The organism is Trinickia sp. NRRL B-1857 (genome assembly GCF_050470685.1).
Lineage (GTDB): Bacteria > Pseudomonadota > Gammaproteobacteria > Burkholderiales > Burkholderiaceae > Trinickia.
The window spans coordinates 867,886-892,450 of sequence record NZ_JBFLUK010000011.1; the positions used below are offsets into that span (position 1 = coordinate 867,886).

The following is a 24,565-nucleotide window of genomic DNA, read 5'->3' on the forward strand; positions in this document are numbered from 1 at the left end:
TCGATGCGATCGAACGCGCTACGCATATGGAGACGATGCCGCTTACGCTTGACTGGATGTCTGCCCTCACGCGCCTCGCGTGCGCACTGGTCGCGGGAGCCGCCTTCGGATTCGACCGGAGCGAATCGGGCAAGGCAGCGGGATTACGTACGACGATTCTCGTGTGCCTGGCGGCCTGCGTCGCGATGCTGCAAGTCAACGCGCTGCTCACGCAGACAGGTAAGGGGCAAGGCAGCTACGCGGTGCTCGATCTCATGCGTCTTCCGCTCGGGATTTTGACGGGGATGGGATTCATCGGCGCGGGCGCGGTGTTTCGCAAGGACGGCCTGATTAGCGGCGTGACGACGGCTGCCATGCTTTGGTTCGTGACCGTCATCGGGCTGTGCTTCGGTGGGGGGCAGTATCGTCTCGGTATCGCCGGCACCGTTATCGGTTTGGCCGTTTTATGGGGGCTGCGTATCGTCGAGCACAAGCTGGAACGCCGCAAGGCGGCGTGGCTCACCGTGACGCACCCAATCGGATCCGATTGCCCGCAACGGTTGGCCGATCAATTGAAACGACTAGGGTGTTCGCTGGAGCCGCGCGGTGCGGACATGCGCGAGGGCGCGGGCAATTGCGAATCGCGCTATCTCGTGCACTGGAAGGAAGAGTTCGACGCTCATCGGATCGCATCCGCCTTTGACGATATCGGGCGCGCGAGCGGCGCCCAATCGGTGCATTGGTCGATGACGGATTGAAGCGGAGTCAACCGGCCGTACGCTGTTTAGGATCACTTACATTAAGCAGGGCGATGGTGCGCTGACGACCCGATTGACGCACACGCACAAACGCGACCCAGGTGTCGTCGGTCACTTCAGAGCCGGTAGCATTGGTGTTGTCGTAATTGGTTGTGAGCGCAACGAATAGGGTTTGCGGTCGATGCTATGCAGCCGTCCGACGGCGCGGCCAGTCGATCGGGAATGGATGCCGCCGTAGGCTTTGGGGGAACGCGTTCGTATAGTGAAGGGAAGAGCGGCCGGCTGAATCGATTGACGACCGCCCGTGCGAGCAAGCGACGCGCGCGGCCCGCACGGGTTTGGTCCAGCCGGCCTACCGTCTATATACGACCGAGCACGACGAGAATGACGACGATGATGACGATAATCCCGAGCGTGCCTGTCGGTGCATAGCCCCAGCTCCGGCTATGCGGCCAGGCCGGAAACGCGCCGATCAAAAGCAGGATGAGAATGATGAGCAGGATCGTGCCTAACATACCGCCCTCGCTTGATATGGTTGATAACGTGCGGCGTTAGCCGCTGGCCACTCGATCCGCAACTTATATGCCTCCCGGTTCGAATTTCGCGCAAGGCCCGGCGCGTCGCGGTCCTTGGACGTTTTTCGCGCGCGGCGGTATAGTCGCCGGTTCGTCGACATTACAAACGGAATACGCTGTGGCGACCGATCGAGCGATGAAACAACCGATACGAAACGCCTGGGCCGGAGGGGCGTCATGAGCGAGGCGCGCGCGCTCGTCTGGTTTCGCCGGGATCTTCGTTGCGACGATCATGCCGCGCTCAGTCGGGCGTTAGGCAGTGCCGATCGCGTATGGTGCGCATTCGTCTTCGATACGACGATTCTCGAGCCATTGTTGGCACGCAAGCGCCGCGCGAGCCCCGATGTCCCCCCGGCCGATCGGCGCATCGATTTTATTTTTGCGTCGCTGCGCGAACTTGACCAAGCACTTCGGAAAATGGGCGGCGGTCTCATCGTCGTGCACGGCGAGCCCGTGCAATCCATTGCGCGCTTGGCCGAGCAACTCGATATCGACACTGTCTACGCGAATCGCGACTACGAGCCATCCGCGATCGCGCGGGACGAAACGGTCGAACGGCAACTGAAGGAAAGTGGACGTAGGCTCGTCACGCTCAAGGATCAAGTGATTTTCGAGCGCGACGAGATCCTGAACATGCAGGGCAATCCTTATACGGTGTTTACGCCCTATAAGCGTGCCTGGCTGGCGCGGCTGGCCCCGGGCGACATCGCCCCGCGGCCGGTCGAGCCGAGGCGAGGCCAGTTGTGTCCGCCGCCCGGTTCGCCGGACGCTCCCGAGTTTCGGTGGCCCGATCTGGAGACGCTGGGCTTTGCGCCGAGCGATCTGGCGACACTTAAGCTCCCGGCCGGCATGCGCGGCGCCCAACGCTTGTTCGACGAATTCAACGAGCGTATCGATCGATATGAGTCGCAACGCAATTTTCCGGCGGTGAAAGGGCCGAGCTACCTGTCCACGCATTTGCGATTCGGCACGATCTCGATCCGCACGCTCGTGCGCGAGGCACATGCGCTGATGCTCCAGCCGGGCGGCGGCGGGGCCGGTACGTGGTTGTCCGAACTCATTTGGCGCGAGTTTTTCTTCATGGTCCTGGCGATGAATCCGCGGCTGGCGAGCGCGGCGTCGTTCAAGCCCGAATACGACGCCTTGAAGTGGGAGATCGGCGACGAGGCCGATGCGGATTTCGATGCGTGGCGCGAAGGCAGGACAGGGTACCCACTCGTCGATGCGGGGATGCGGCAACTGCTGCAAACGGGTTATATGCACAATCGCTTGCGCATGGTGACGGCAAGTTTTCTCGTGAAGGACTTGGGTATCGATTGGCGCCGTGGCGAGGCGCATTTCGACGAGTGGCTCAACGATTTCGATTTCGCGGCGAACAACGGCGGATGGCAATGGTCCGCTTCGACAGGATGCGATGCTCAACCGTGGTTTCGTATCTTCAATCCGGTGACGCAATCGAAGCAGTACGATCCGCACGGAAAATTCATCAAGCGATATGTGCCGGAACTCGCGGCGGTGCCCGACAAATGGATTCATGCGCCGTGGCTTGCCGCGCCCGAGCCACTCGCCGCCGCCGGTTTCGCGCTCGGCCGCGACTATCCGTTTCCTATCGTCGATCACGCCAAGGCAAGGGCGGCGACGCTCGCGCGCTATCGCGCCGTGAGCGGGCACGATGAAGAAGATAACGAAGAAAGCTAAGCGGCCCGCTCCAAGTCGTCGATGACGGCACCCAAAAAGCGCGCGGCTTCGCCACCGGTCACAACGCGGTGATCGAAGGTAAGGCTAAGCGGCAAGACGACATGCACGACAGGCTTGCCTTCGCGTGCTACGACGGCATCGTGCACGCGGCCGGCCCCGAGTATCGCCACGGTAGGCGGCACGACGATGGGCGCCGCATACTTGCCGGCGATCATCCCGAAGTTCGACAGTGTGATCGTGTTACCCCGCATTTCCTCGGGCGGAATCTTGCGCGCTTTTATATCCGCGCGCATCCGGTCGAGCCCGGCGCGCAGATCGTGCGCATCGCGATGCGCAACGTCGCGCAGGACGGGCACGAACAATCCATCCGGCAAATCGACGGCAATCCCGACGTCGATCTTCGCCAGCACCCGCCGCCGCGCGGTGCGGCCATCGAACCATGCATTGAGTCCCGGCTGCGCGCGGCAACCCGCGACGAGCGCACGGATCAGACGAATCGTCACGTCCGCGCCGGGTTCCCATGCGTCGATATCGGCATCGTCGATCACCGTGGCCGCCGCCACTTCGCTTTGCGCTTGCGCCATGTTCTGCGCCATGGCGCGCCGCACGCCGCGCAGCGTTTCGGGCGGACCGAGTTCGGCCAGAAGCTTCGCCGTGCGTTCGACATCGCTCGACGTCACCACGCCATCCGGACCGGTAGGCATGATCATCGCCAAATCGATGTCGAGCTTGCGAGCCAGTGCGCGCACGGCGGGTGTCGCCCGCACGGCCATGGTGCCCACGCGCGCACCCGTGGGAGCGGCGAAGCTCGGCGGAACCTCGGCGATGACGTGCTCGCTCGTCTGAACCTGCCCGACGACGGTACCGGTATCGGTCGCGCTTCCTTCGCCTTCGAAGCCGACGAGCGCGGCGCCCAAATGCACGATGTCGCCCTTGTTGCCGTAGAGCTTGGCGATGCGTCCCGCTTGCGGCGATGGAATCTCGACGATCGCCTTCGCCGTTTCCACGGCGACGAGCGGTTGGTCGGCGCTGACTTCATCGCCGGGTTTGACATGCCATTCGACGATCTCCGCTTCTTGCAGGCCTTCGCCGAGATCGGGCAGTTTAAAGATATTCATGTGGATGCCTCGAGCGTTTTTCGTGCGGCACCGACGATGCGCGCGACGCTCGGCATGTACTCAGCCTCTAGCCTGAACAGCGGGACGACGACGTCGTACCCGGTCACGCGCTCCACCGGCGCGAGCAGCGAATAAAGTCCGCGCTCGGCGATGGCCGCCGCGATTTCAGCGCCGAGGCCACAGGTGCGCGGCGCCTCGTGGACGATGACGCAGCGGCCCGTCTTGGCGACCGAAGCTAAGATCGTGTCGATGTCGAGCGGTTTGAGCGTGGCCACGTCGATGACTTCGGCGGCGATGCCGTCCGCAGCCAATGCATCGGCGGCCGTTAGTACCTCTTGCAGCATGGCGCCCCAGGAAACGAGCGTAACGTCGGTACCTTCGCGCAACGTAAAGCACGTGTCGAGCGGCAGCGCGTCGCCGTTGTCTTCGACAGGCTGTTTGAACAGGCGGTATAGCCGCGTCGGCTCCAGAAAGATGACCGGATCGGGATCGTCGATCGCGGCGAGCAGCAATCCATAGGCGCGCGCGGGCGAGGAGGGCATGACGACGCGCAGCCCCGGTATGTGGGCGAAGAGCGCTTCCGGACTTTCGGAGTGATGCTCCGGCGCATGAATGCCGGCACCGCACGGCGAGCGGATCACGAGCGGGCAGCTCAATCGGCCGCGCGTTCGATGGCGCAAGCGTGCCGCGTGATTGAGGATCTGATCGATGATCGGATAGATGAAACCCGTGAATTGAATCTCGGCGACGGGATGCAATCCCATTGCAGCCATGCCGATCGCGGTGCCGGCGATGCCGGCCTCGGCAAGCGGCGTATCGACGACGCGTTGCGCGCCGAATCGCGCCTGCAAGCCGAGCGTCGCACGAAACACGCCACCGTTCGCGCCGATATCTTCCCCGAGCAACACCACCGCAGGGTCGTGCTCGAGCGCATGCGCGAGGGCGAGATTGACGGCTTCGACGAGGGTAATGTCAGCCATGATCGCGCTCGGCTCGCGACGCGTATTGCAGCGCGTTCGCGAATTGGTCATTCAAGGCGCGCGGCAGCGACGCATAGAGATGATCGAACATCGCAGCGGGATCGAGCGGCCCGATCGCGAGATACGACTGTACGGACTCGTCCAGACGCCGCGCGCAGTCTCGATGCAGTTCGTCTTCACGCTGCTTGTCCCAGGCCGCCAGCGAGACGAGATATTTGCGTAGGCGTACGATCGGCTCGGCCAGCCAGGCCTGAGCGACGATCTCGGGATCGCGGTAGCGCGTGGCGTCGTCGGCTGTCGTGTGATCGCCCAAGCGATAGCTCATGGCTTCGATTAGCGAGGGGCCGTCGCCGCGGCGTGCTTTGGCGAGGGCAACACGAGCGGCCTCGTGGACGGCGATCACGTCGTTGCCGTCGACTTGCCGACCTTCGATCCCGGCTGCGATCGCTTTCTGCGCCAGGGTCTGCGTAGCGGTCTGCCCGGAGCGAGGCAGCGAGATTGCCCATTGGTTGTCGTTGATGACGATCACGAGCGGTGCCCGCCATACGCCGGCCATGTTCATCGCCTCGTAGAAGTCGCCCTTCGATGTGCCGCCGTCGCCCACGATCGCGACCGCTACGCGAGGCTCGCCTCGGAGGCGGAACGCATAGGCGGCGCCGGCCGCGTGGGCGACCTGCGTGCCGATGGGGACGCAATTCGGAAAATCGTGCGGCGCCGCGGCGAACGCGCTGCCGCGTTCGTCGCCTCCCCAATAGAGCAGGCTTTCCGTCATCGTGACGCCGCGCAGCAGTTGCGCCGCATGGTCGCGATAGGAGGGGAACAAGGCATCCTCGGGGCGCATTGCCGATGCGAGTCCGACGCCGATCGCTTCTTGCCCGATCGAGGACGCGAACGTGCCGAGTTTGCCGGTACGCTGAAGCGCGACCGCCTTCGCATCGAAGGCGCGTGTCAGCACCATCGCGCGATAAAACGCCGACAGTAGTTCGGGATCCTTAGCGAATTCGGGAAGGGGTTGCGTCGGTACGCCGTCAGCATCGAGAAACCGGGTGTACTCGATATGAAAGCTGGCGACCGTCGTCATGATCGATGTCCTTAAGAGCGCCCGCGCCCGGGCGCTACTCTTGTTCTTCTTCAAACGTTAGTACGTTTGCATCCGAAAACAAGGAGGACTCGCAACAGTGCGCGCGTCCGGCCACGCGCTCCTCGGAACATGTTCAAGCGTCCGCCGCCATCCCTTGCAACCGTGCGTTGCCCGCATCGCGCGCAGCGGCGCTCGTCGCATAGATTTCGTCGGATACAAGCGAGCGTTTGACGTCACGTGCGCCGAAATCGACAAGCGTGAGTACCCAGACATAACCGCCTTGATGCTCTGCCGTTTGAACGAATGCGCTGATCTCGCCGTTGGCTGCGTCTTTCATCGAGTTCTCCGAACGAGGCTCGCATCGAGCTGTGCGGGGAGCGCCTGCAAGCAAGCGCGGGCCTTCAAAAAAAATGGATAGGCAGCGGTGATTCCGCTGAGCAATGCGTGCCGACCGACGTTTCGCGCGCCGCACGCCACATCGATTTTAGGCAGGCATACGCAAAGCGCGAGCCGTTCATTGAGGACCGGATCGAGCGAAACGGCTAAGCCTCGGGAACGGGCTGGTTCGGCGGTACGCCGAGCAATTGCAGCGCGCCGCCGGCGACCGCGGAGAAGACGGGTCCGGCGACGGCACCGCCGTAATACGAGCGTTTGGTAGGCTCGTCGATCATCACCGCCACCACGAGACGGGGTGCATCGATCGGCGCGATGCCGACGAACAGCGAGCGATATTTCCCCTTCGCATATCCCGTACCCGCATGCTTCCAAGCCGTTCCCGTCTTGCCGCCCACACGGTAGCCCTCGACACGCGCCGCCCGTCCCGTGCCGCCCTTCAGGGTCGCCGCTTCGAGCATCGAGCGGATCGATGCGGCCGTGGCGGCTGTCGTTACCTGAGCCGCCGTGTTCGGGGCGGGCGCCGGTTCGGCGGATTCGTCGCGGGCGAGGAGGGAGACGGGGCGGACGGTGCCGTCGCCGGCTAGCGCCGTATAGGCCTGAGCCATTTGCAGCAGCGAAGTCGATAAGCCGTAGCCATAGGCCATCGTCGCGTGTTCGACGGGGCGCCACCGCGCCCATGGCCTCAGCTTCCCGGTCGCGACACCCGGGAACGGCAGCGGCGGGGCCACGCCAAGGCCGTATTGCCGATAGGCGGTCCACAGCGATTCCGGCGGGAGCGTCAGCCCGATCTTGGCGAGCGCAATGTTGCTCGACGTGGCGAGCGCTTGCGCTACGCTGACCGTGCCGTGATTCGACGTGTCGTGAATCGTGTGGCGACCGAGCCGGTACCAGCCCGGCGCCGTATCGATGAGCGTATCGGGGCGGACTTGCCCGGCGTCGAGCGCGGTCGCGATGGCGAGCGGTTTGATGGTCGAGCCGGGTTCGAACGTATCGACGGCGGCGCGATTGCGCATCGTATTCGTCGTGAGACTGGCGCGCGCATTCGGGTCGAACGACGGGGCGTTGGCCAGCGCGAGAATTTCACCGGTTTCGGCGTCGAGGACGACGACGCTTCCGGCTTGCGCCTGATGGCGCTCGAGTGCGGCTTTCAATTGGGCGAACGCGAGCTGTTGAATGCGTCGATCGATGGTGAGGCGAACGGTTTGACCGTGATGCGCGGGCACGAGCGGGCGCAGGTCCGACACCACACGCCCGAGCCGGTCGCGAATCACTTCGCGCTCGCCCGGCTCGCCGGCGAGTACGTGGTTCGCCGCGAGTTCGACACCTTCTTGGCCCGCGTCGTCGCTATCGGTCAATCCGACGACGTGCGCAGCCGATTCGCCTTCGGGATAAAAACGCTTCGAGGTAGGGATTTGCGTGACGCCTGCGAGGGCTAGGTCGGTGATTCGGCTGGCCGTTTGGACATCGACGTGGCGTTTGAGCAGAACGTTCGCGAGCCCCGAATCGAGGCGCGCTTGTAAGTGCGCTTTCGGCAGGGCGAGTGCTTTGGCCAGCGGCTCGAGCGCTTCGCGATCGAGCCGCTTGGGTTCGGCCCATATTTCGTAGGTAGTCAGGCTCACAGCCAGTAGCGCGCCGTCGCGGTCGACGATCGGGCCGCGTTTGGCTTCGAGCGCCAGCATTTGCCGATGCCGCTTTTCACCCTGTGCGACATGAAAGTCGTGTTCGACGATCTGTACCCAACCCGCGCGCGCCACGAGCGTGACGAACGCGAGGGTGATCACCACCATGACGCAAGTGGAGCGCTTGGGATGCCAGCGCGGGGTCAGCAAGGCGTCGCCTGTCAGCGAGCGAGAGGAATACGGGGTGGGGCGTTTAGGCTTCGATGCGGGCATTGAACGGGCGTCGTCTTGTAGCGCGCCCGGTGGCGCGAAGCCCGTATTGTAATAAAAATGTAAGTATTCGTGCGAGTGCACCGCTAACGCTTATTCGGCGGTGAGCGCGTCGACGCCGATTCGCCTGCCTTTTGGAGACGATTCGGCATCGACGCGAAACCCTTTGTTCCTAACGTATACGTCGTCGCCGGTTATGCGGGCAGCGAGAAGCCGGAGATGGCCTCGCGCAGCACGCCGGCTTGATCTTTCAGCGATTGTGCCGCCGCGGCCGCTTCCTCCACGAGCGCGGCGTTTTGCTGCGTCACCTTGTCCATTTCGCCGACGGCCCGGTTCACTTGCTCGATGCCGGCGCTCTGTTCGCGCGATGCGTTGCTGATCTCTTCGAGGATTTCGTTGACGCGGCGTACCGATTGCACGATTTCACCCATCGTCGAGCCTGCATTCGCGACCAGTGCTGCGCCTTGGTCGACGGTATTCGTCGAGGTTTCGATCAGCGCTTTGATTTCCTTGGCCGCCGTGGCCGAACGCTGAGCCAAGCTGCGCACTTCCGAGGCGACGACCGCGAAGCCGCGACCCTGCTCACCGGCGCGTGCCGCTTCCACCGCCGCGTTCAGCGCGAGAATGTTCGTTTGGAATGCGATGCCGTCGATGACGCCGATGATGTCGCCGATCTTCTGCGAGCTGGACGTGATTTCGTTCATCGTCCGCACGACGTCGTCCACGACGCTGCTGCCGCGCGTGGCGACGCCCGCCGCTTGCTCGGCGAGCTTGGCGGCTTGCGAAGCGCTTTCGGCATTCATCTTCACGTTCGTCGTCATCTCATCCATGCTCGACGCCGTTTGCACGAGCGCTGCCGCTTGTTGCTCCGTACGCTGAGAGAGATCCGTATTGCCGGCCGCGATTTCACCGGCACCGACGTTGATGTTCTCGGTCCCTGCGCGGACGCGCATGACGGCATCGGCGATACCCGATTGCATATGGGCGAGCACCGACATCAAGCTGGAGTCGTCGCCATGCTCGACCGGGATGCGCGCCGTCAGATCGCCTTCGGCGATGCGTCGGGCCGTGGCGACCGCCATTTCGAGGTTGCCTCCGAGCCCGCGGCGCACGCTGCGCAGCACGAGCACCATGGCGACGGTCGCGGCGATGCCGAGCACGCCGATGATGCCGACCCAGCGCACAAGGCTCGACATGAAGGCCGCGTTGATGTCGTCCATATACATGCCGGTGACGATGTCCCAATCCCACGGCGTGAAACGCAACCCGTACGACATCTTCGGCACCGGTACTTGGCTGCCGGGTTTGGACCACAGGTAATGGATGAAGCCGCCGCCCGGCTCGGCTGCTGCCTTCACGATATCTTGGAAGAGATGATTGCCGGCGGGATCCGTGAAGTTGGCCAGGTTTTTACCGTTCAGCTCGGGCTTGATCGGATGCATGAGCATGACGGCTTGCGAATCGTTGATCGAGAAGTAGCCGTCCTTGCCGTAACGCAGTACCGCGATGGCCTGAAGGCCTTGCTTCTTCGCGTCGTCCTCGCTCATCGCATGCTGCTGCGACGCGTCGTAGTAGTGCTGGGCGATGCTGTTCGCTTGCTGTACGAGCGCAATGAGTTCGCTCTTGCGATCGTCGATCATCGATGCGCGATTTTGCCAGACGCCGGCGATCCCGATCAGGATCAGCCCCGCCCATAGCACCGCGATCATCGAGCCAAGCTTTTGATTCAAGGTCATTTTCTGCATTGCGTCGCTCTCGATTAGTCCATTGGTTGGCGGCTCGAGCAATACTTCTCGAATGGAGCCGCGCCATACCGGTCTATCGACGGATTATCTAAAGCGGCGCAGGGGGAGAAACCCTGATTTTGATCAATGGAGCGCTTTTGTCGCACCGGAGCGGCAACGCTCACGAGGGGTTTTTATCGGGCGGTCCTTCCGGTCGCTGCGGTTCGTCGTTGTGATGGCCGGGCGCCGGGGGCACGATGGGTTCGCCCTCGGGATCGCGCGTGGGGTCGGCGATGGGATCGGGAATCGGCGCGGTGTGCATGCGATAGTCCATGGCGTATGCCTATCGGGAACGAGAGTGGGCAAGATCCGAGACAATTTGGAACCTCGTCTCTTTTATACGCTATCCGCCGGCACGGCGCGCGGCATTTCGGCACACGTGGGATCGTGGACAGAGACGCTCGGGTGGACGGGGCGCTTCAGCATGAAGCATGCCCGACGACCGCCTCGCGGCAATGAGCGTTATCCGTGCGATCGCTCGTATGCCGGTCCTGTGCCGATCGCGAGTACGGGAGGCAAGCGCGCCATCAGCAAATCGATTGCGATGCGTACGCGCGAAGGCAAGTGACGTGTACGGCGCCAGGCGAGGTGGACGTCGATTCGAGGGCCCGGCGTCTTTGCCAATACGCGCTTTAAGGCGCCGCTGCGAACGTCGTCGGCGACGAGCCAGCATGGCAAGCGAGCCAGACCGGCCCCGGCTTTCACGGCGGCGACGATCGTTTCCAAATCGTCGAAGCGTAACCGATGCTTCATCGTGACGGTTCGCATCGACGCCGTATCGTCCGATAGCGGCCACGCGGCTTCGCGCCTGCCCGTTGCGTACATCACGGCATGGTGGCCTTCGAGCTCGGCCACGGTTCTCGGCATGCCATGGCGGTCGAGATAGTCCGGGCTCGCGCAGACGATCATCGTTTGCTCGCCTAGCTTGCGGGCGACAAGATCCGCCGGTGCTTGCCGCAGCGATCCGCTACGAACGACGAGATCGATGTTCTCGTCGACGAGATCGACGACCTTATCGGTGAAGCTCATTTGCAGTTCGAGCTTCGGATAGCGGCCGGCTAGCTCCAAGAGCACCGGGGCCACGCAGCGCCGGCCGAATAAAACGGGCGCGCTGACATGGAGGCGGCCTTGCGGCGAAACGCGCGAGGCGCACAACGCCGCTTCGCCGGCATCGAGCTCCGCCAACGCGCGGACACAGCGGTCGTAAAACGCTTGCCCATCGGCCGTCAACGTTTGACGGCGCGTCGTGCGCAAAAAGAGCCGCGTTCCGAGGCGTTCCTCCAAGCGCGCAATGCTCTTGCCTACCGCCGAGCGCGTTAGGTTCAAGCGGTCGGCAGCCAATGCGAAGCTGCCTGCTTCCGCAGCTTGAACGAATGCGGATATGCCTGTCAGTCGATCCGTCATGAGGACATCGCCTTGTTTTTGTCGATTGGTTCCGAAAAGTCTACAACAAAGCGAATTTTTGCCGCCACTGGCGATGTTCCATCTCCATTACGATTTTCTCCATCGATCAATCAGGAGTGCGAACATGAATCAATCGACGAATTCGACAATGAAGCGATGGACCGTAGCTCGTCCCGGCGCCCAGCATTTGATGCTGGAGCAGGTTCCGGTTCCTACGCCCGGCGAACACGAAGTGCTGGTTCGAGTCGATGCCGTGTCGCTCAATTACCGCGATATCGGCGTCATCGAGGGAAAGGAGTTAAGTGCCGAGATGCCGTTTCCGATTACGCCCGGATCCGATCTCGCAGGCCACGTCGTCTCGACGGGCTCGCGCGTGACGCGCTTTCGCGAGGCCGATACGGTGTTGGGTACGTTTTGGGCCGGATGGATAGACGGCGATTGGCCGGCCCATGCGCGCGTGCTTGGAGGCTCGTTGCCGGGGGTGCTTGCGCAGTATGTCGTACTTCACGAGGATTGGCTCGTTCGCGCGCCACGATCGCTCGATGCCGCGCAAGCCAGCACGTTGCCGTGCGCGGGGCTGACCGCATGGTTCGCGCTCGTCGAACAGGGCGGCTTGCATGCCGGACAGACCGTGCTTGTGCAAGGTACGGGCGGCGTGGCGCTTTTCGGTTTGCAGCTAGCCCGCGCGCACGGTGCGCAGGTCATCGTGACGTCGGGCAGCGAAGACAAGCGGCGCCGCGTACTCGAGCTCGGCGCGTCGCATGTCATCGACCGGACCGTCGATGTGCCGTGGGACGTGCAAGTGCGCGAATACACGGGCGGACGCGGCGTCGACCATATCTTCGAGCTCGTCGGCGGCGAGAATCTGGGTGCATCGCTTCGCGCGATTCGACAAGGCGGGCGGATTTCGCTGATCGGCGTGTTGGGGGAGTATGCGATGACGTTTCCGAGCGTGCCTTCGTTTTTGACGAGGCCGGTCATTCAGGGCATCGGCGTGGGGCATCGACGGGCACTGGAAGCGCTCGTGCGCGCGGTCGATGCCGTCGCGCTGCAACCCGTCATCGATGCGTCCTATGACTTCGATCGAGTGCCCGAGGCATTCGAACACCTGAAGCGCGGCGCCTTCGGAAAGATTGTCGTGAAGGTAAGTTAAGGTGTGGCGTAGCGATAGGAACGGCGAGCGCCCCGCCTCGCCGTGCTGTCGGATGCGGGCCGCCGGCTATCGCTGCCGATGCAGGTCGGCGAAGGTATCGATGTCCGCTAGTACGCCCGCATCGTCGACATCGAACGACGTGACATCGGCTGATTCGAGGATGCCGCGCGCACCCACGTCGCCATCGAGCGCGAGCAACGCGTCGCGATGCATGGAGCCGAAGCCGACCGGATGGCCGCGCCGCCCGCGATAGATCGGCGCAACAACTGAAGCGCCGCCGTCGACGTGACGTGCAATCGATTCGATCGTCGCCGACGAAATCCACGGCATATCGGCGAGCGCGACGATCCAGCCTTCGGCGTTTTCCGTTGCGCGGATACCGGCGGCGAGACTCGCGCCCATTCCACGTTCGGCGTCTGTTGCGAACACGACGTCGCAACCGGCGTCGTTCAGCGCGTGCGCGAGCGCCTCAGCCCCGGGCCGCACCACTGCGGTGACATGCGGCAAGACGACCAATAACGCCCGCGCCGCCGCACACGCAACCGGTGTGCCGTCGGGCAACGGGGCCAACAGCTTGTTTTGAAGGCCGTTGGGATCGAAGCGCGTGCCGCGGCCCGCCGCAAGCAGCAATGCCGTGGTGGACGATGCGTAGGTCATAGTTGTGTCGTATCTAACGCGGGAAGTCGAAGCGTGTTCGGATTGTGCGGCGCGCCATTGCCGGGAGCAAGTGCGATCTGCATGGACGAGTGGGCTCGCGCGCATTGCATCGCGTGAAACTGTGATCTTTCAAACGATAAAGTGCCGAAGTGGGGAATCGTGACAAGTCGATCGCCGCCGAGATAGCGTGGCGGCGATCGGCAAGCGGAGGATAGCGAGCAGGCCTTGCGGTTTACGCGCTCCTCGCTTGCAACACCTTATCCAGCGTAATCGGCAGATCGCGCACGCGTACGCCGGTCGCATGATAAACCGCATTGGCGATCGCCGCGGGCACCCCGGTGATACCGATCTCGCCGATGCCGCGTGCGCCGAGTGCATTGAATTGCGGATCGGGAATGTCCAATACGCTTACGTCGATCGTGCCGATGTCCGCATTGACCGGCACGTGGTACTCCGCCAGGTTCGCGTTGACGAAACGTCCATATCGCGGATCGAGTGCGGTCTCTTCTTCGAGTGCCGCGCCTATGCCCCAAACGATTCCGCCCATTAGCTGACTCTTGCCGGTTTTCTCGTTGAGCAGCTTGCCGACGTCGTAGACGGCAACCACGCGGGGTACGCGAATCGTACCCAGTGCGGCATCGACATGGACCTCCACGAAGACCGCGCCGAACGAGTGGAAGGCGTAGCGCTTTGCTTCGTCTCCCCGTTTGGCCGTGGCGTGCCCCTCGATCGGACGACCGCCGGCCCGGGCGATGACGGCCGCCGCCGGATCGCGCCGCGAGGTGTCGTTGCGTGCGACGACCCAGCCATCGACAACGGTGACGTCGGATATCGACATCCCGTGCAGTGGCGAGTCCACATCCGCACAGGCGGTCTCGATCAAGCGCTGGCGTGCGGCCGTCGCGGCTTCCTTGACGGCGGGCGCTACGCTCGCGACCGATTGCGATCCACCCGAGACCGGCGCATGCGGGAGCGATGAGTCGCCGAGTGCGAAGCTGATGCGTCCGATCGGAAAGCCGAGAGCGTCGGCGGCCACCTGCGTCATGACCGTATACGTTCCGGTGCCGAGATCTTGCGTGCCCGATGCGACGACCGCCGTACCGTCGGGCAAGATGCGCGCGAACGCGGCTGCCTCGCTGCGGTGTGCCGGGTAGGTGGCCGTGGCCATGCCCATACCGACGAGTGTATTGCCTCGGCGCATCGAGCGAGGCTCATGCGTGCGTTTTGCCCAGCCGAAGCGCTCGGCACCGATGCGATAGCACTCGCGCAGTTGCTTGCTCGACCAGGGCTTGTGTTCCTGTGGATCTATTTCCGCGTAGTTCTTGAGCCGCAATGCGAGCGGATCCATCTTCAATGCGGCGGCCATCTCGTCCAAGGCCGATTCGAGTGCGAACGAGCCGGTCGTCTCCCCAGGTGCGCGCATGAACGTAGGCGTGCCGACGTTCAGTGGTACCAGCCGGTGCGTCGTCGCAAGGTTCGGCACTTCGTAGAGCATGCGCGTGATGACCCCGGAAGTCTCGGTCCAGTCTTCGAACGTCGACGTGTTCGAGTACGTATCGTGGCGCAAACCGGTGAGCGTGCCGTCTTCGCGGGCGGCCAACGCGAGGTGCTGTTCGGTATAAGGCCGGCCGCCCACAGAGCCGAACATTTGCGGCCTCGTCAGGGCAAGGCGGACGGGCCGGCCGACTTGCCGTGCCGCCATCGCGCAAAGCACCACGTGCGACCACACGGAGCCTTTGCAGCCGAAGCCGCCGCCGACGAACGGCGAAACGATATGGACATCTTCGGGCTTGATGCCGAGGAACGTCGCCACGGCTTTACTTGCGTTGCCCACGCCCTGGCTCGTGTCATAGAGCGTTAGGCGCGGGCCGTCCCACGCGGCCATGACCGCGTGCGGCTCCATTGGGTTGTGATGTTCCATCGGCGTCGTATACACCGCTTCGACGCGCACGCTGCCCGCGCTTAGTCCATGCGCTATGTTGCCGCGCTCCGTGTCGGGCTTGCCGCCGATCATCGATTCGGGCGGATGACCGTGCGTTTTGGCCGCGGCGAAATCGAGCGCGGGTGAGGCCGGTGCATATGTGATTTGCACATGGTTGGCGGCGTCGATCGCACGCTCGAGCGTGTCGGCGACGACCACGGCGATCGGCTCGTTGTTGTAGCGAACCTCATCGGTTTGCAACAGCGAGAGCCGCCGTTGTGCCGGCGGGGCGACTGAAGGCTGGCCGCCGTTGGGCAAACGCGGTGCATTGCGCGACGTCATGACTAGCATCACGCCGGGCATTTCTCGCGCCTGCGTGGTGTCGATCGACGCGATCCGGCCGCATGCGATCGTGCTCGTAACGAGTACGGCATGCGCGAGTTGCGACGCGGGGAACTCTGCGGCGTACTTCGCGCCGCCCGTGACTTTGAGTACGCCGTCGGTGCGGTCGAGGGGTTGACCGATCATGTTCATGCGGGCTCTCCCGTGACGCCAAGACGCTCCCGCCCAGCCGCTACGTTGACGGCTCGCACGATGGCGCGCTCGGCCAGCGTGACCTTATAGCGATTGTCGCGCAGCGGGTGCGCGTCGCGCATTTGCGCCGCGGCGGCGTCTTGCAGGGTCTTGTTGTCGAGCGGTTGGCCCGTCAGTAGGCCCTCCGCGATCGTCGCGCGCCAGGGTTTGTGCGCCACGCCGCCGAGTGCGATGTGAATGGCTTCGATATTGTCGCCTTGCATGTGCAGCGCTACGGCGACCGATACGAGCGCGAATGCGTAGCTCGCCCGATCGCGGATCTTGAGGTAGGTGCTAAGGCTCGATAACGTCGATGGAGGCAGATCGACTGCGGTAATGAGTTCGGCCGATTGCAGCGTGGTATCGAGATCGGGCCGATCGCCGGGCAGGCGATGAAACTCGCCGATGGGGATACCGCGCGTGCCGCCGGGGCCGGCCACCTGAACGGTTGCATCGAGCGCGGCCAGCGCGACGCTCATATCCGACGGGTTGACCGCGATGCATGCCTCGCTGGCGCCGAAGATCGCATGCGTACGATGGTAGCCGTGAACGGCGGAGCATCCGCTGCCGGGCGTGCGTTTATTGCATCCGGCAAATGCCGTGTCATAAAAGTAGGGGCAACGCGTGCGTTGCATGAGATTGCCGCCCACCGTCGCCATGTTTCTCAACTGTGCCGATGCGCCCGCGAGTAGCGCTTGCGTCAATAGCGGATAACGTTCGCGCACGAGCGGGTGATTGGCCGCATCGCTATTGCGCATGAGCGAGCCGATGCGAATGCCGCCGTCCGGCAGGGCGCGCACCGTGTCGAGACCATCGTCGTGCAAATGGGTGATGTCGACGAGCTTGCTCGGCCGTTCGACACCGCCTTTCATCAGATCGAGCAGATTCGTACCGCCGCCGATGAACGCGACACCTGGTTCGCGTGCCGCGTGCACGGCAGCGGCGATGTCGGTAGCGCGTTCGTATGCGATTGCCTCCATGGTTCGGCTCCTTTTTGCGCTAGCCGCGCTCGTGGACGACGCGCACCGCTGCGACGATGTTCGGATAGGCGCCGCAGCGACAGAGATTGCCGCTCATGCGTTCGCGGATTTCGTCGTCGGTAAGCGCTGGCGGCCGAGTACGAACGTCTTGCGTGACCGCACTTGCCGCGCCCGAACCGAACTCGTCGAGCAGGGCCGTTGCCGAGCACAATTGGCCCGGCGTGCAGTAGCCGCATTGAAAGGCGTCGTGTTCGATAAAGGCGCGCTGCAAAGGACTCAGGTTTTCTTGAGCCGCGAGTCCTTCTACGGTGGTGACGGATTCGCCTTCGTGCATGACGGCCAGAGTCAGGCATGAGTTGATGCGGCGGCCGTTCACGAGGACGGTGCATGCGCCGCATTGCCCGCGATCGCAGCCCTTCTTCGTACCGGTAAGTCCGACGTATTCGCGTAGCGCGTCGAGTAGTGTTACGCGAGGCTCGAGGTGCAGGGCGTACGCGCGCCCGTTGATCGTTAGATGCACGGGACGAGCAGGGACCGCAGCTTGTGCGGGTGTGGGCGTGGATGGCGGATTGGCCATGGGTTGTCCTTCGGCGTGCAAATGAGGCGCCGCGCCAATGGTGGCTGCCGCGGCGGCGGATTGAAGAAATCGGCGGCGCCCGAGATTGGGTGTGCGCGAGGCGTCATCGGTAGAGTTGGGCTTGGACATAGGAGATGAACGAGCTCCGTGAAAGGCGGCGATCGGGCGTCCCCTGCCGCGAGCAAGGGGAGTGCCTGCTAGCAGTGGCCTATATAGACTTCATGTGCCTCGGCAGTGATTTGGCGAGCACATGCGATGTGCGGGCAATCGCAATGGGCAAATGAATAGGGACGAGGAGTCGTGACGCGCGATAGATCGCGCGTCAGAGTGTTATAGCAGGTTGATGGAAATCTGCTGCTACGGCGTGAAAACGCTTGAGTGGGTTATGTCCGTCGTTGGACGGCCGAGTCAATCGATACCGTGAAATACGGCATCGTCCGGGCCAAGATAGGCGGGCGGGCGCCAGGCTGCGTCACGCATCGAATGTTGCACGAGATGGTCGACGCCGAGCAGCACCGCGAAAATCGCCATGCGTACGGGAATGCCATTATCGGTTTGGCGGAAGATGGCGAGCCGCGGATCGTGGTTCAAATCCGTGCTCAGATCGTTCGCGCCGGGGCGGCTGTCGCGCGGCAGCGGGTGCATGATTAACGTGTCGCGCTCGCAGGTCGCATCGACGAGTGCCTGATTGATTTGAAAGTCGGGGGTATAGCCTTCGAAAGACTCGTCGGTGAAGCGTTCTTTTTGAATGCGGGTGGCGTAGACCACGTCGGCGCCGCGCAAGCCCGACGAGAGATCGTTCGACTGTTCGACGACGTGCCCGTTGCGCGATATTTGATCGACGATGTAAGCGGGCATCTCGAGCGTAGGCGGCGAAATCAACGTGAATTTAATGCCGCGATATAGCGCGAGGAGTTTTACGAGCGAATGGACGGTGCGTCCGTATTTGAGGTCGCCGACAAGGGCGATATGCGCACCGTCGACGATCTTGCCGAGCCGAGAGAATTCCCGCTGGATCGTGTAAAGATCGAGGAGCGCTTGACTGGGATGTTCTCCCGGGCCGTCGCCGCCGTTGATGACGGGTAGATTCGTCGCGCGAGCGAATTCGGCGACCGAGCCTTGCTCGGGATGCCGCACGACGAGCGCGTCGACATAGCCGCTCATGACGCGGCTCGTGTCGTAGATCGATTCGCCTTTTGCCATCGACGAGAACGTAAATCCGGTCGTATCGCAGACGGATCCGCCCAAGCGGCAGAACGCCGCGCCGAACGAAACTCGGGTTCGCGTACTCGCTTCGAAGAACAGATTGCCTAAGACTGCGCCTTCGAGGACGCGGGAGATCTTTTGACGTCGCGCGATCGGCTGCATCAAATCGGCGACGCGAAACAGCGCTTCGACGGAATCGCGGGAGAACTGATCGACCGACAGCAACTGCGGCTTGCCTTCGAATAGGATCTGGCTGGCTAACGACGATGAATCTACGCGTTGCGTATATCCGCCTTCCCGGGCGGAATTGACGACGATTTCAGAAACGAAGCGCGCGACGATCTCGGGCATCGACCGGGATTCTTGCGAATCTTCCGGCAAAAGCCACGTGTCTAGGGCCCGCCGGCTGACGCCGATGCGGTTCGCGAACGCGTCGCGCGTCATGTTCATGCGGCGCATCGCGTCGCGAAGGAAGGCTTGCTGGGGGACGGTCATCGGCGGGCCTCGGGGAGCATCGGCAGTGGAGGGGTGTGCGCGATGCGTATAGTACTTCGTTCGGGAGCGAAGTCAAGGAATCGATGGCCGCGGCTGGCGGGAAGGGCGACTTATTGCTCGCGCTTCCCGCCGGTACAGAGGGAGAGGGGATCGCTTACGGCGCTTCTTGCATAAAGCGCCCTTCGTTCAAATCGGCAATCAGCGTCGGCCCTGTCGGCGTCCAGCCCAGGCGCGCTTGCGTTTGGGCGCTCGATGCCGGCATGTCCAGCGCAGTGAACATCGCCATCCAGCCGAAGTGCGCTTGCGCCTCTTCGGGGGTGATCGAGATCACGGGCAGCTTCATGCCGCGCCCCAGCGCCTCGGTGATTTCGCGGGCGGTGATCCCTTCTTCACCTACCGCGTGATAGCGAGCGCCGCGTTCTGCTTTTTCGATGGCGAGTCGGTACAGTCGCGCGACATCGGACAAATGCCCCGCTGGCCAGCGGTTTTGGCCATCGCCCACATAAGCGCATACGCCTTTCTCTCGCGCGACGTCGATCAACGGCCTCACCAGGCCCTGCTTGTATGGGTTGTGCACTTGCGGCAGGCGCACTACCGATACGTTGATGCCCGCATCCAGCAGTTCATTGCTCGCGATTTCAGACCCGATGCGAGGATTCGGGTGCGAGGTGTTAAAGACGTCCTCGGTCGCGAGCTGCCCAGGCCCTGGGCTGCCGACGCCGGTGCCCGACGTCACGAGAAGAGGCCGATCTGAGCCCGCTAAAGCCGAGCCGAGCGCGGCGATCGCGCGCTTATCTTTTTCGCAGTTTTCTACGAAGTTCGAGAAATCGTGGTCGAAGGCTAGGTGGATGACTGCATCGGCTTTTTCGGCGCCTCGGCGCAGGCTGTCGGTGTCCTCCAGCGTGCCACGGTGGACTTCGACGCCCGCTTCGGTAAGGGCATGTGCGCCCGCGTCGGAGCGCGTCATGCCGATTATCTGGTGACCGGCTTCGAGAAGTTGGGGCACGAGAGCCGAGCCGATAAAGCCGGTTGCGCCTGTCAGAAAGATACGCATCGTAAAGACTCCTGGTTGATCACCGGAGCACTATGCGATCATTCGATATCCTGTTGAAGTAGTGACTTTATCCTGGTAAACGGACTAGCAGGCTTGTCATGTCATCGAACGCCGCCCAAACCCTCGGGGAGTTCTTGCGCAGCCGCCGAACGCGGCTCGATCCGGCCAGCTTCGGCTTTGCCGGCCGCAGGCGTACGCCTGGATTGCGTCGGGAGGAAGTCGCCCAACGCGCGAATATCAGTTCTGCTTGGTATACCTGGCTAGAGCAGGGGCGCGGTGGCGCGCCTTCCGCCGAAGTACTCGAGCGGATTTGCTCGGCGCTGATGTTGACCGATACCGAGCGGGAACATCTTTTTGTGCTGGGCCTCGGGCGTCTGCCCGAGGTGCGTTATCACGCCGTCGATGGTGTGAGCCCGCGGTTGCAACGCGTCCTCGATTCGTTCGGTGCGAGCCCGGCGATCGTGAAGACAGCGACATGGAATGTCGTCGCGTGGAATCGGGCGGCGGCGATCGTGCTAACCGACTACAGCGTTTTGCCTCCGGGGGAGCGCAATATCTTGCGGTTTCTTTTTCTCAATCCGTCTGTGCGCTCGAAGCAGCACGATTGGGAGGCCGTCGCACGCTTTGTGGTCGGGACGTTTCGCGCGGACGTGGCCAGAGCCGGGCTCGCGACGGAAGTTGCCGATCTCGTCGATGATTTGCGGCGTACCAGCCCAGACTTCGATCGCATGTGGAGCGAGAACCATGTGCTGAGTCACAACATTGGCGAGAACGTGAAGCGGTTGTTGCATCCGCAACTCGGGGAGATCGAGCTCGAGTATTCGCTGTTTGCCGTCGATGGGCGGCCGGATCTCAGTATGCTCGTTTATACGCCGCTTCAAGCGGAGATCGTGGAGCGGATTCGGGGGATGGTGGGGGAGGTTGTGGCTTGACGGGGTGTTCGGATGCCCTTGACTCGTCGTACCTCCGCCGATAGCCGGCTGCCGAGATGATTGGCTGAGATCGACCCACAGCCGTCCTTCGACGCTGCGCCACGCCAACGGCCGAATCGAAGCTGGAGCGGCCACACACGTCCTGCTCACCACCCCGCAATCCCGGCTAACGTCGTAAGCGTGCCCGCGAACACCGCGATAGCTGTCCAGAGGGCTGCATTTGCATTCAGCGCCCCGCTTCGCTGATATGCTTTCTCTATCGCGATGCGCTTTTTCGATTCCTCTCCTGCGATGTACGACGTGTAATTCATAGGGTCTATCATCCTGGTCCACGGCGACTTGGTTTCGGGGATGATCTCAACTTTGCTTGCTCTGTACCAGAGCAAGGATGCGCGGAGGCCAACGAGTAGGGTCGTGAAGGCAAGCACAGTGGTTATCGGCTCTTTCATGTGGTATTTATGCATGCGAAACTAAGAACGATGCCATCGAACAAAGAAAATCGAAGGCCCATATAGGGCGGGGCTTCGCCTGCTCCACGTTGCGTGGCTATCTCTAACCGACCCAGCAAAAGCTAAATATCCAGATCAGATGAGGCTGAGTAGAAGGGATGTCGCGAGATAAGCGTGTCGGGATCAAGTACCCAGAGCGCGGGAGTTTCGTAGCCGAGCGTTCTTCGTCCGCAAACGTAGAGATCTGATCCGCTACCGTCGGGTCGTTTCCAGTCGACCCCCAAGTAGCGGGAGTTCAAATGCTCGTATATTTTTAAAACTTGCGGAGCCCCTCCAATGTGCGCCGTTCTGAAGAGAAAGGGATTCGACTCAACATCACGCAGCATGTCCCGAATAACTTCAAAGGGCTCCCAATCAAACTTAAAGTCACTTACCTGATGAGGGGCCTTGCCACGCGACTGAAGCAGCAGTGCCAGACGCCGCCGTGCGTCATCTTCATATTCGGTGTCGCCGGAGAATATCCATGACTGGCCGCACCACTTTTTGACAGGCACAGCGACAAATCGGCTCTCCTCCGCAACCGTTCGCGTCTGTTCTTGTCTTCCTTTGGGTGGATGTTGCAGCTTAGGGACGTGAAAGTGAATCCTCCAGATCAAGAATTCCTTTCGAACCCACGAGTAACCTCCAAAGAGAAACTTCGCAGATGGGATGCCTTCGTCACCCGATGCATCGTGCACGGTTTCGAGCAAGTCTTCGAAAACCTTCAATACATGAGACTTGAGGACCGTTATATCTTGGGCTCGCGTCGCACTTTTCTCGTAAGTTGAGATTGCATTTGCCACTTGGTGCATTAGAGGATATGCCCACTCTGTGCTGCCCGCAAAACAGATGAAGGCGTCTGATCTTGGAAGCGTAATTACCTTTTGACCGCAATCCATTTTTTTCGCGCCGTTCAGGCGGCTGTCAGTCACGATGACCAGTTCTTTGCATTTCTTTAGCGTTCGAACCCATGCGGCCGTGATCGTCATAACTCGGATGCTCTCAGTGAAGTACCGGATGCCGGAATTTTCGGCGTGAAGTTGCTCGGAAAAGCATCATACGACGAATGACCATACTCACGAACTGACGAGCGATAGTGACTGCCCGAACGGAGCGTCTTGGCGCGCAAAGTTGCCGCAGCACAGAATTGACGTCAAGGCCCACTGAAACCGCTTGTGCGGCCTCTCGCGACCACCTGCTTTTGCAGCGGCCTCGGCGGAGCGTTCGTCCTTGACGATCGAATGGCCGCTTACACGCAGAGCCGACGCCTGTACGTCCGTCCGATGACGCATGTGAACGGCTGGTTGTGGCCGGTCACTGACCGACGATGCCGTCGGGCCCCGCACCGCCTGCCGTCCGACGCGCGGACGTCAGTCTTCGACCGAGGCCGTGTGAAAACTCGAAAATGGCCGGTTTTCGGGTGTCACTTTACCCCTGCCGAATCACTTCGAAGGCCGTACGCGGCGATCTGGTGAGCCGAGTTCGTCGGCCGGCGCGTTCGGTATGGGTTTTCACACAGCCTTATATGGACACCGCCCGGTTTGCCAAGTCGATCTTGATGTGATGTCGTAACGAGGTATCGGCTGCGGTCTTATATCCGGCTTTACGCAGGCCGAAGCCGCGAGCCCTGATGGAATGCGCCAGGAATGTCCTCATCTCGGCCGCGTGCTTCAGGCACAAGGCTGTGTTCAGGTTTGCATTCCTGCGGTCCGACCTGTTTTGCCATCACAGAGAATCAACCATAGCAACCTACCGGTTCATCAAGGTCCCGAAGTCTTATACAGTTAAGCTGGTCTTACGCTGACGTGGTTCGCTTCGTAACTGCTGTCATGGGCCAGTATCGCCCAGGCAGTTCGTGCGATCTTGTTCGCCAGAGCGACGGCTGCCACGTTGGCTGGCCGTCGCTCCTGAATTCCTTTCTGCCATGCTGTTGGTACCTTCGTGTGACACAGGACTGAGCGGGCTCCATGGATCAGCAGTGTGCGCAGGTAGGGGTCGCCTCGCTTCGAGATGGAGCCCAATCGAACCTTGCCGCCCGTACCGGTTTGCCGCGGAACAAGGCCGAGGAACGCAGCGAATTCACGCCCTGACCTGAAGGTTCTCGCGTCTCCGATTGTCGCTACCAGAGCCGTTGCCGTTAGCCGGCCGATGCCGGGCACCTCGGAAATCGCACGACATGCCACTTCCTGTTTCTGCCACGCACCAATGCGCTTCTCGAGTTGGTCGATGTCATCCTCGAACGCGTGGATGCGCCGCAGCTGGTCTTGCAGATTAAGCATGATTGATGCTGGAAGTGCATCTTGCAATTCCGCCATGCGCTGTCTTACCTCGGCAAGCCCTGCCGCACGTCCTGTCCGAAACGTCACGCCGAATTCGTAAAGAAACCCTCGGAGCTGGTTCACCTGCATTGTTCGAAACTTGATGAGCAGCGAGCGCATCCGGTGCAAGCTCAGCATCGCTTGCTGATCTTCTGTCTTCGCTGCGACGGTGCGCATTCCAGGTTGCTGAACGGCAGTCCATATCGCCTTCGCATCCGCGGCGTCAGTCTTGTTCGTCTGCACAAATGGTCGGATAAACTGCGCATGCAACAACACAACCTCGTGTCCCAGCGCCTGAATTTTACGTGCCCACCAATGAGCGCTCCCGCACGCTTCAAGAGCGACACGCCCGGCGGGACGCTGAGCCAGAAACCCGATCAGATCGTCCCGGCCAAACCTCCGATTCGCAATCTCGCCGGTTTGGGCGTCGACCCAGTACAACTGGAACACCCGCTTTGCCACATCCAGTCCGTATGTCGTAGCATCCATTTGGGGCCTCCGTTCCTCGAGTGGTTGTGTCGCAACTCCACTTTGGCACATTGATGCCGT

21 protein-coding genes are annotated in these 24,565 nt (G+C 62.2%); 4 read left to right on the plus strand and 17 right to left on the minus strand.

Features of this window, described 5'->3' with window-relative positions; genetic code table 11:
* The first annotated feature begins 26 nt into the window (after positions 1-26).
* Positions 27-737 carry an MgtC/SapB family protein gene (locus AB1286_RS24930; protein WP_430365906.1) on the plus strand — a complete coding sequence of 237 codons (711 nt, stop codon included), beginning with the start codon at positions 27-29 and terminating at the stop codon, positions 735-737.
* A gap of 359 nt (positions 738-1,096) precedes the next feature.
* Here the strand turns inward: AB1286_RS24930 and AB1286_RS24935 are convergent, their stop codons facing one another.
* Complete coding sequence (locus tag AB1286_RS24935; RefSeq protein WP_430365907.1) at positions 1,097-1,252, minus strand: DUF3309 family protein; 156 nt, start codon at positions 1,250-1,252, stop codon at positions 1,097-1,099.
* Positions 1,253-1,489: 237 nt separating this feature from the next.
* On the opposite strand from AB1286_RS24935, the gene AB1286_RS24940 reads away from it, so the two are divergent.
* Positions 1,490-3,010 carry a cryptochrome/photolyase family protein gene (locus AB1286_RS24940; protein WP_430365908.1) on the plus strand — a complete coding sequence of 507 codons (1,521 nt, stop codon included), beginning with the start codon at positions 1,490-1,492 and terminating at the stop codon, positions 3,008-3,010.
* Here the strand turns inward: AB1286_RS24940 and AB1286_RS24945 are convergent.
* From AB1286_RS24945 to AB1286_RS24980, 8 genes are all read right to left on the minus strand, one after another.
* On the minus strand, positions 3,007-4,128 hold the full coding sequence (locus AB1286_RS24945) for a dihydrolipoamide acetyltransferase family protein (protein WP_430365909.1): 1,122 nt from the start codon (positions 4,126-4,128) through the stop codon (positions 3,007-3,009). The genes AB1286_RS24940 and AB1286_RS24945 overlap by 4 nt on opposite strands.
* Positions 4,125-5,108, minus strand: coding sequence for an alpha-ketoacid dehydrogenase subunit beta (locus tag AB1286_RS24950; RefSeq protein WP_430365910.1), 984 nt, complete (start codon positions 5,106-5,108; stop codon positions 4,125-4,127). The genes AB1286_RS24945 and AB1286_RS24950 overlap by 4 nt, the downstream gene beginning before the upstream one ends.
* Complete coding sequence (gene pdhA / locus AB1286_RS24955; RefSeq protein WP_430365911.1) at positions 5,101-6,189, minus strand: pyruvate dehydrogenase (acetyl-transferring) E1 component subunit alpha; 1,089 nt, start codon at positions 6,187-6,189, stop codon at positions 5,101-5,103. The genes AB1286_RS24950 and pdhA overlap by 8 nt, the downstream gene beginning before the upstream one ends.
* Before the next feature lie 133 nt (positions 6,190-6,322).
* Entirely contained in the window at positions 6,323-6,526 is a 204-nt protein-coding gene (locus tag AB1286_RS24960; protein WP_430365912.1) for a hypothetical protein, read from the minus strand.
* 205 nt (positions 6,527-6,731) lie between these two features.
* Positions 6,732-8,477 carry a peptidoglycan D,D-transpeptidase FtsI family protein gene (locus AB1286_RS24965; RefSeq protein ID WP_430365913.1) on the minus strand — a complete coding sequence of 582 codons (1,746 nt, stop codon included), beginning with the start codon at positions 8,475-8,477 and terminating at the stop codon, positions 6,732-6,734.
* A 191-nt stretch (positions 8,478-8,668) separates the two neighbouring features.
* Positions 8,669-10,210, minus strand: coding sequence for a methyl-accepting chemotaxis protein (locus AB1286_RS24970; protein ID WP_430367310.1), 1,542 nt, complete (start codon positions 10,208-10,210; stop codon positions 8,669-8,671).
* A 169-nt stretch (positions 10,211-10,379) separates the two neighbouring features.
* A complete protein-coding gene (locus AB1286_RS24975) occupies positions 10,380-10,532 on the minus strand; it encodes a hypothetical protein (RefSeq protein WP_430365914.1) in 153 nt (50 codons plus the stop codon).
* Positions 10,533-10,720: 188 nt separating this feature from the next.
* On the minus strand, positions 10,721-11,662 hold the full coding sequence (locus AB1286_RS24980; RefSeq protein ID WP_430365915.1) for a LysR family transcriptional regulator: 942 nt from the start codon (positions 11,660-11,662) through the stop codon (positions 10,721-10,723).
* 124 nt (positions 11,663-11,786) lie between these two features.
* Between AB1286_RS24980 and AB1286_RS24985 the strand changes: the two genes are divergently transcribed.
* Positions 11,787-12,815, plus strand: a complete 1,029-nt coding sequence (locus AB1286_RS24985; protein WP_430365916.1) for a zinc-dependent alcohol dehydrogenase family protein — start codon at positions 11,787-11,789, stop codon at positions 12,813-12,815.
* A 66-nt stretch (positions 12,816-12,881) separates the two neighbouring features.
* On the opposite strand, the gene AB1286_RS24990 is transcribed toward AB1286_RS24985, so the two are convergent.
* From AB1286_RS24990 to AB1286_RS25015, 6 genes are all read right to left on the minus strand, one after another.
* Positions 12,882-13,472, minus strand: coding sequence for a nucleotidyltransferase family protein (locus tag AB1286_RS24990; protein WP_430365917.1), 591 nt, complete (start codon positions 13,470-13,472; stop codon positions 12,882-12,884).
* 232 nt (positions 13,473-13,704) lie between these two features.
* Positions 13,705-15,927: a xanthine dehydrogenase family protein molybdopterin-binding subunit gene (locus AB1286_RS24995; protein ID WP_430365918.1), complete on the minus strand. Its 2,223-nt coding sequence runs from the start codon at positions 15,925-15,927 to the stop codon at positions 13,705-13,707.
* Positions 15,924-16,946 (minus strand): FAD binding domain-containing protein, encoded by a 1,023-nt coding sequence (locus AB1286_RS25000; protein ID WP_430365919.1) that lies wholly within the window; start codon positions 16,944-16,946, stop codon positions 15,924-15,926. The genes AB1286_RS24995 and AB1286_RS25000 overlap by 4 nt, the downstream gene beginning before the upstream one ends.
* A gap of 19 nt (positions 16,947-16,965) precedes the next feature.
* Positions 16,966-17,652: a 2Fe-2S iron-sulfur cluster-binding protein gene (locus tag AB1286_RS25005; protein WP_430365920.1), complete on the minus strand. Its 687-nt coding sequence runs from the start codon at positions 17,650-17,652 to the stop codon at positions 16,966-16,968.
* Positions 17,653-17,931: 279 nt separating this feature from the next.
* Positions 17,932-19,224 (minus strand): aspartate carbamoyltransferase, encoded by a 1,293-nt coding sequence (locus AB1286_RS25010; RefSeq protein ID WP_430365921.1) that lies wholly within the window; start codon positions 19,222-19,224, stop codon positions 17,932-17,934.
* Positions 19,225-19,378: 154 nt separating this feature from the next.
* On the minus strand, positions 19,379-20,278 hold the full coding sequence (locus tag AB1286_RS25015; protein WP_430365922.1) for an SDR family oxidoreductase: 900 nt from the start codon (positions 20,276-20,278) through the stop codon (positions 19,379-19,381).
* 98 nt (positions 20,279-20,376) lie between these two features.
* On the opposite strand from AB1286_RS25015, the gene AB1286_RS25020 reads away from it, so the two are divergent.
* A complete protein-coding gene (locus tag AB1286_RS25020; protein WP_430365923.1) occupies positions 20,377-21,210 on the plus strand; it encodes a helix-turn-helix transcriptional regulator in 834 nt (277 codons plus the stop codon).
* A gap of 571 nt (positions 21,211-21,781) precedes the next feature.
* Here AB1286_RS25020 and AB1286_RS25025 read toward each other — a convergent pair.
* Positions 21,782-22,687 (minus strand): hypothetical protein, encoded by a 906-nt coding sequence (locus AB1286_RS25025; protein ID WP_430365924.1) that lies wholly within the window; start codon positions 22,685-22,687, stop codon positions 21,782-21,784.
* 795 nt (positions 22,688-23,482) lie between these two features.
* Positions 23,483-24,505, minus strand: a complete 1,023-nt coding sequence (locus tag AB1286_RS25030; protein ID WP_430365925.1) for an IS110 family transposase — start codon at positions 24,503-24,505, stop codon at positions 23,483-23,485.
* Between the last annotated feature and the right edge of the window lie 60 nt (positions 24,506-24,565).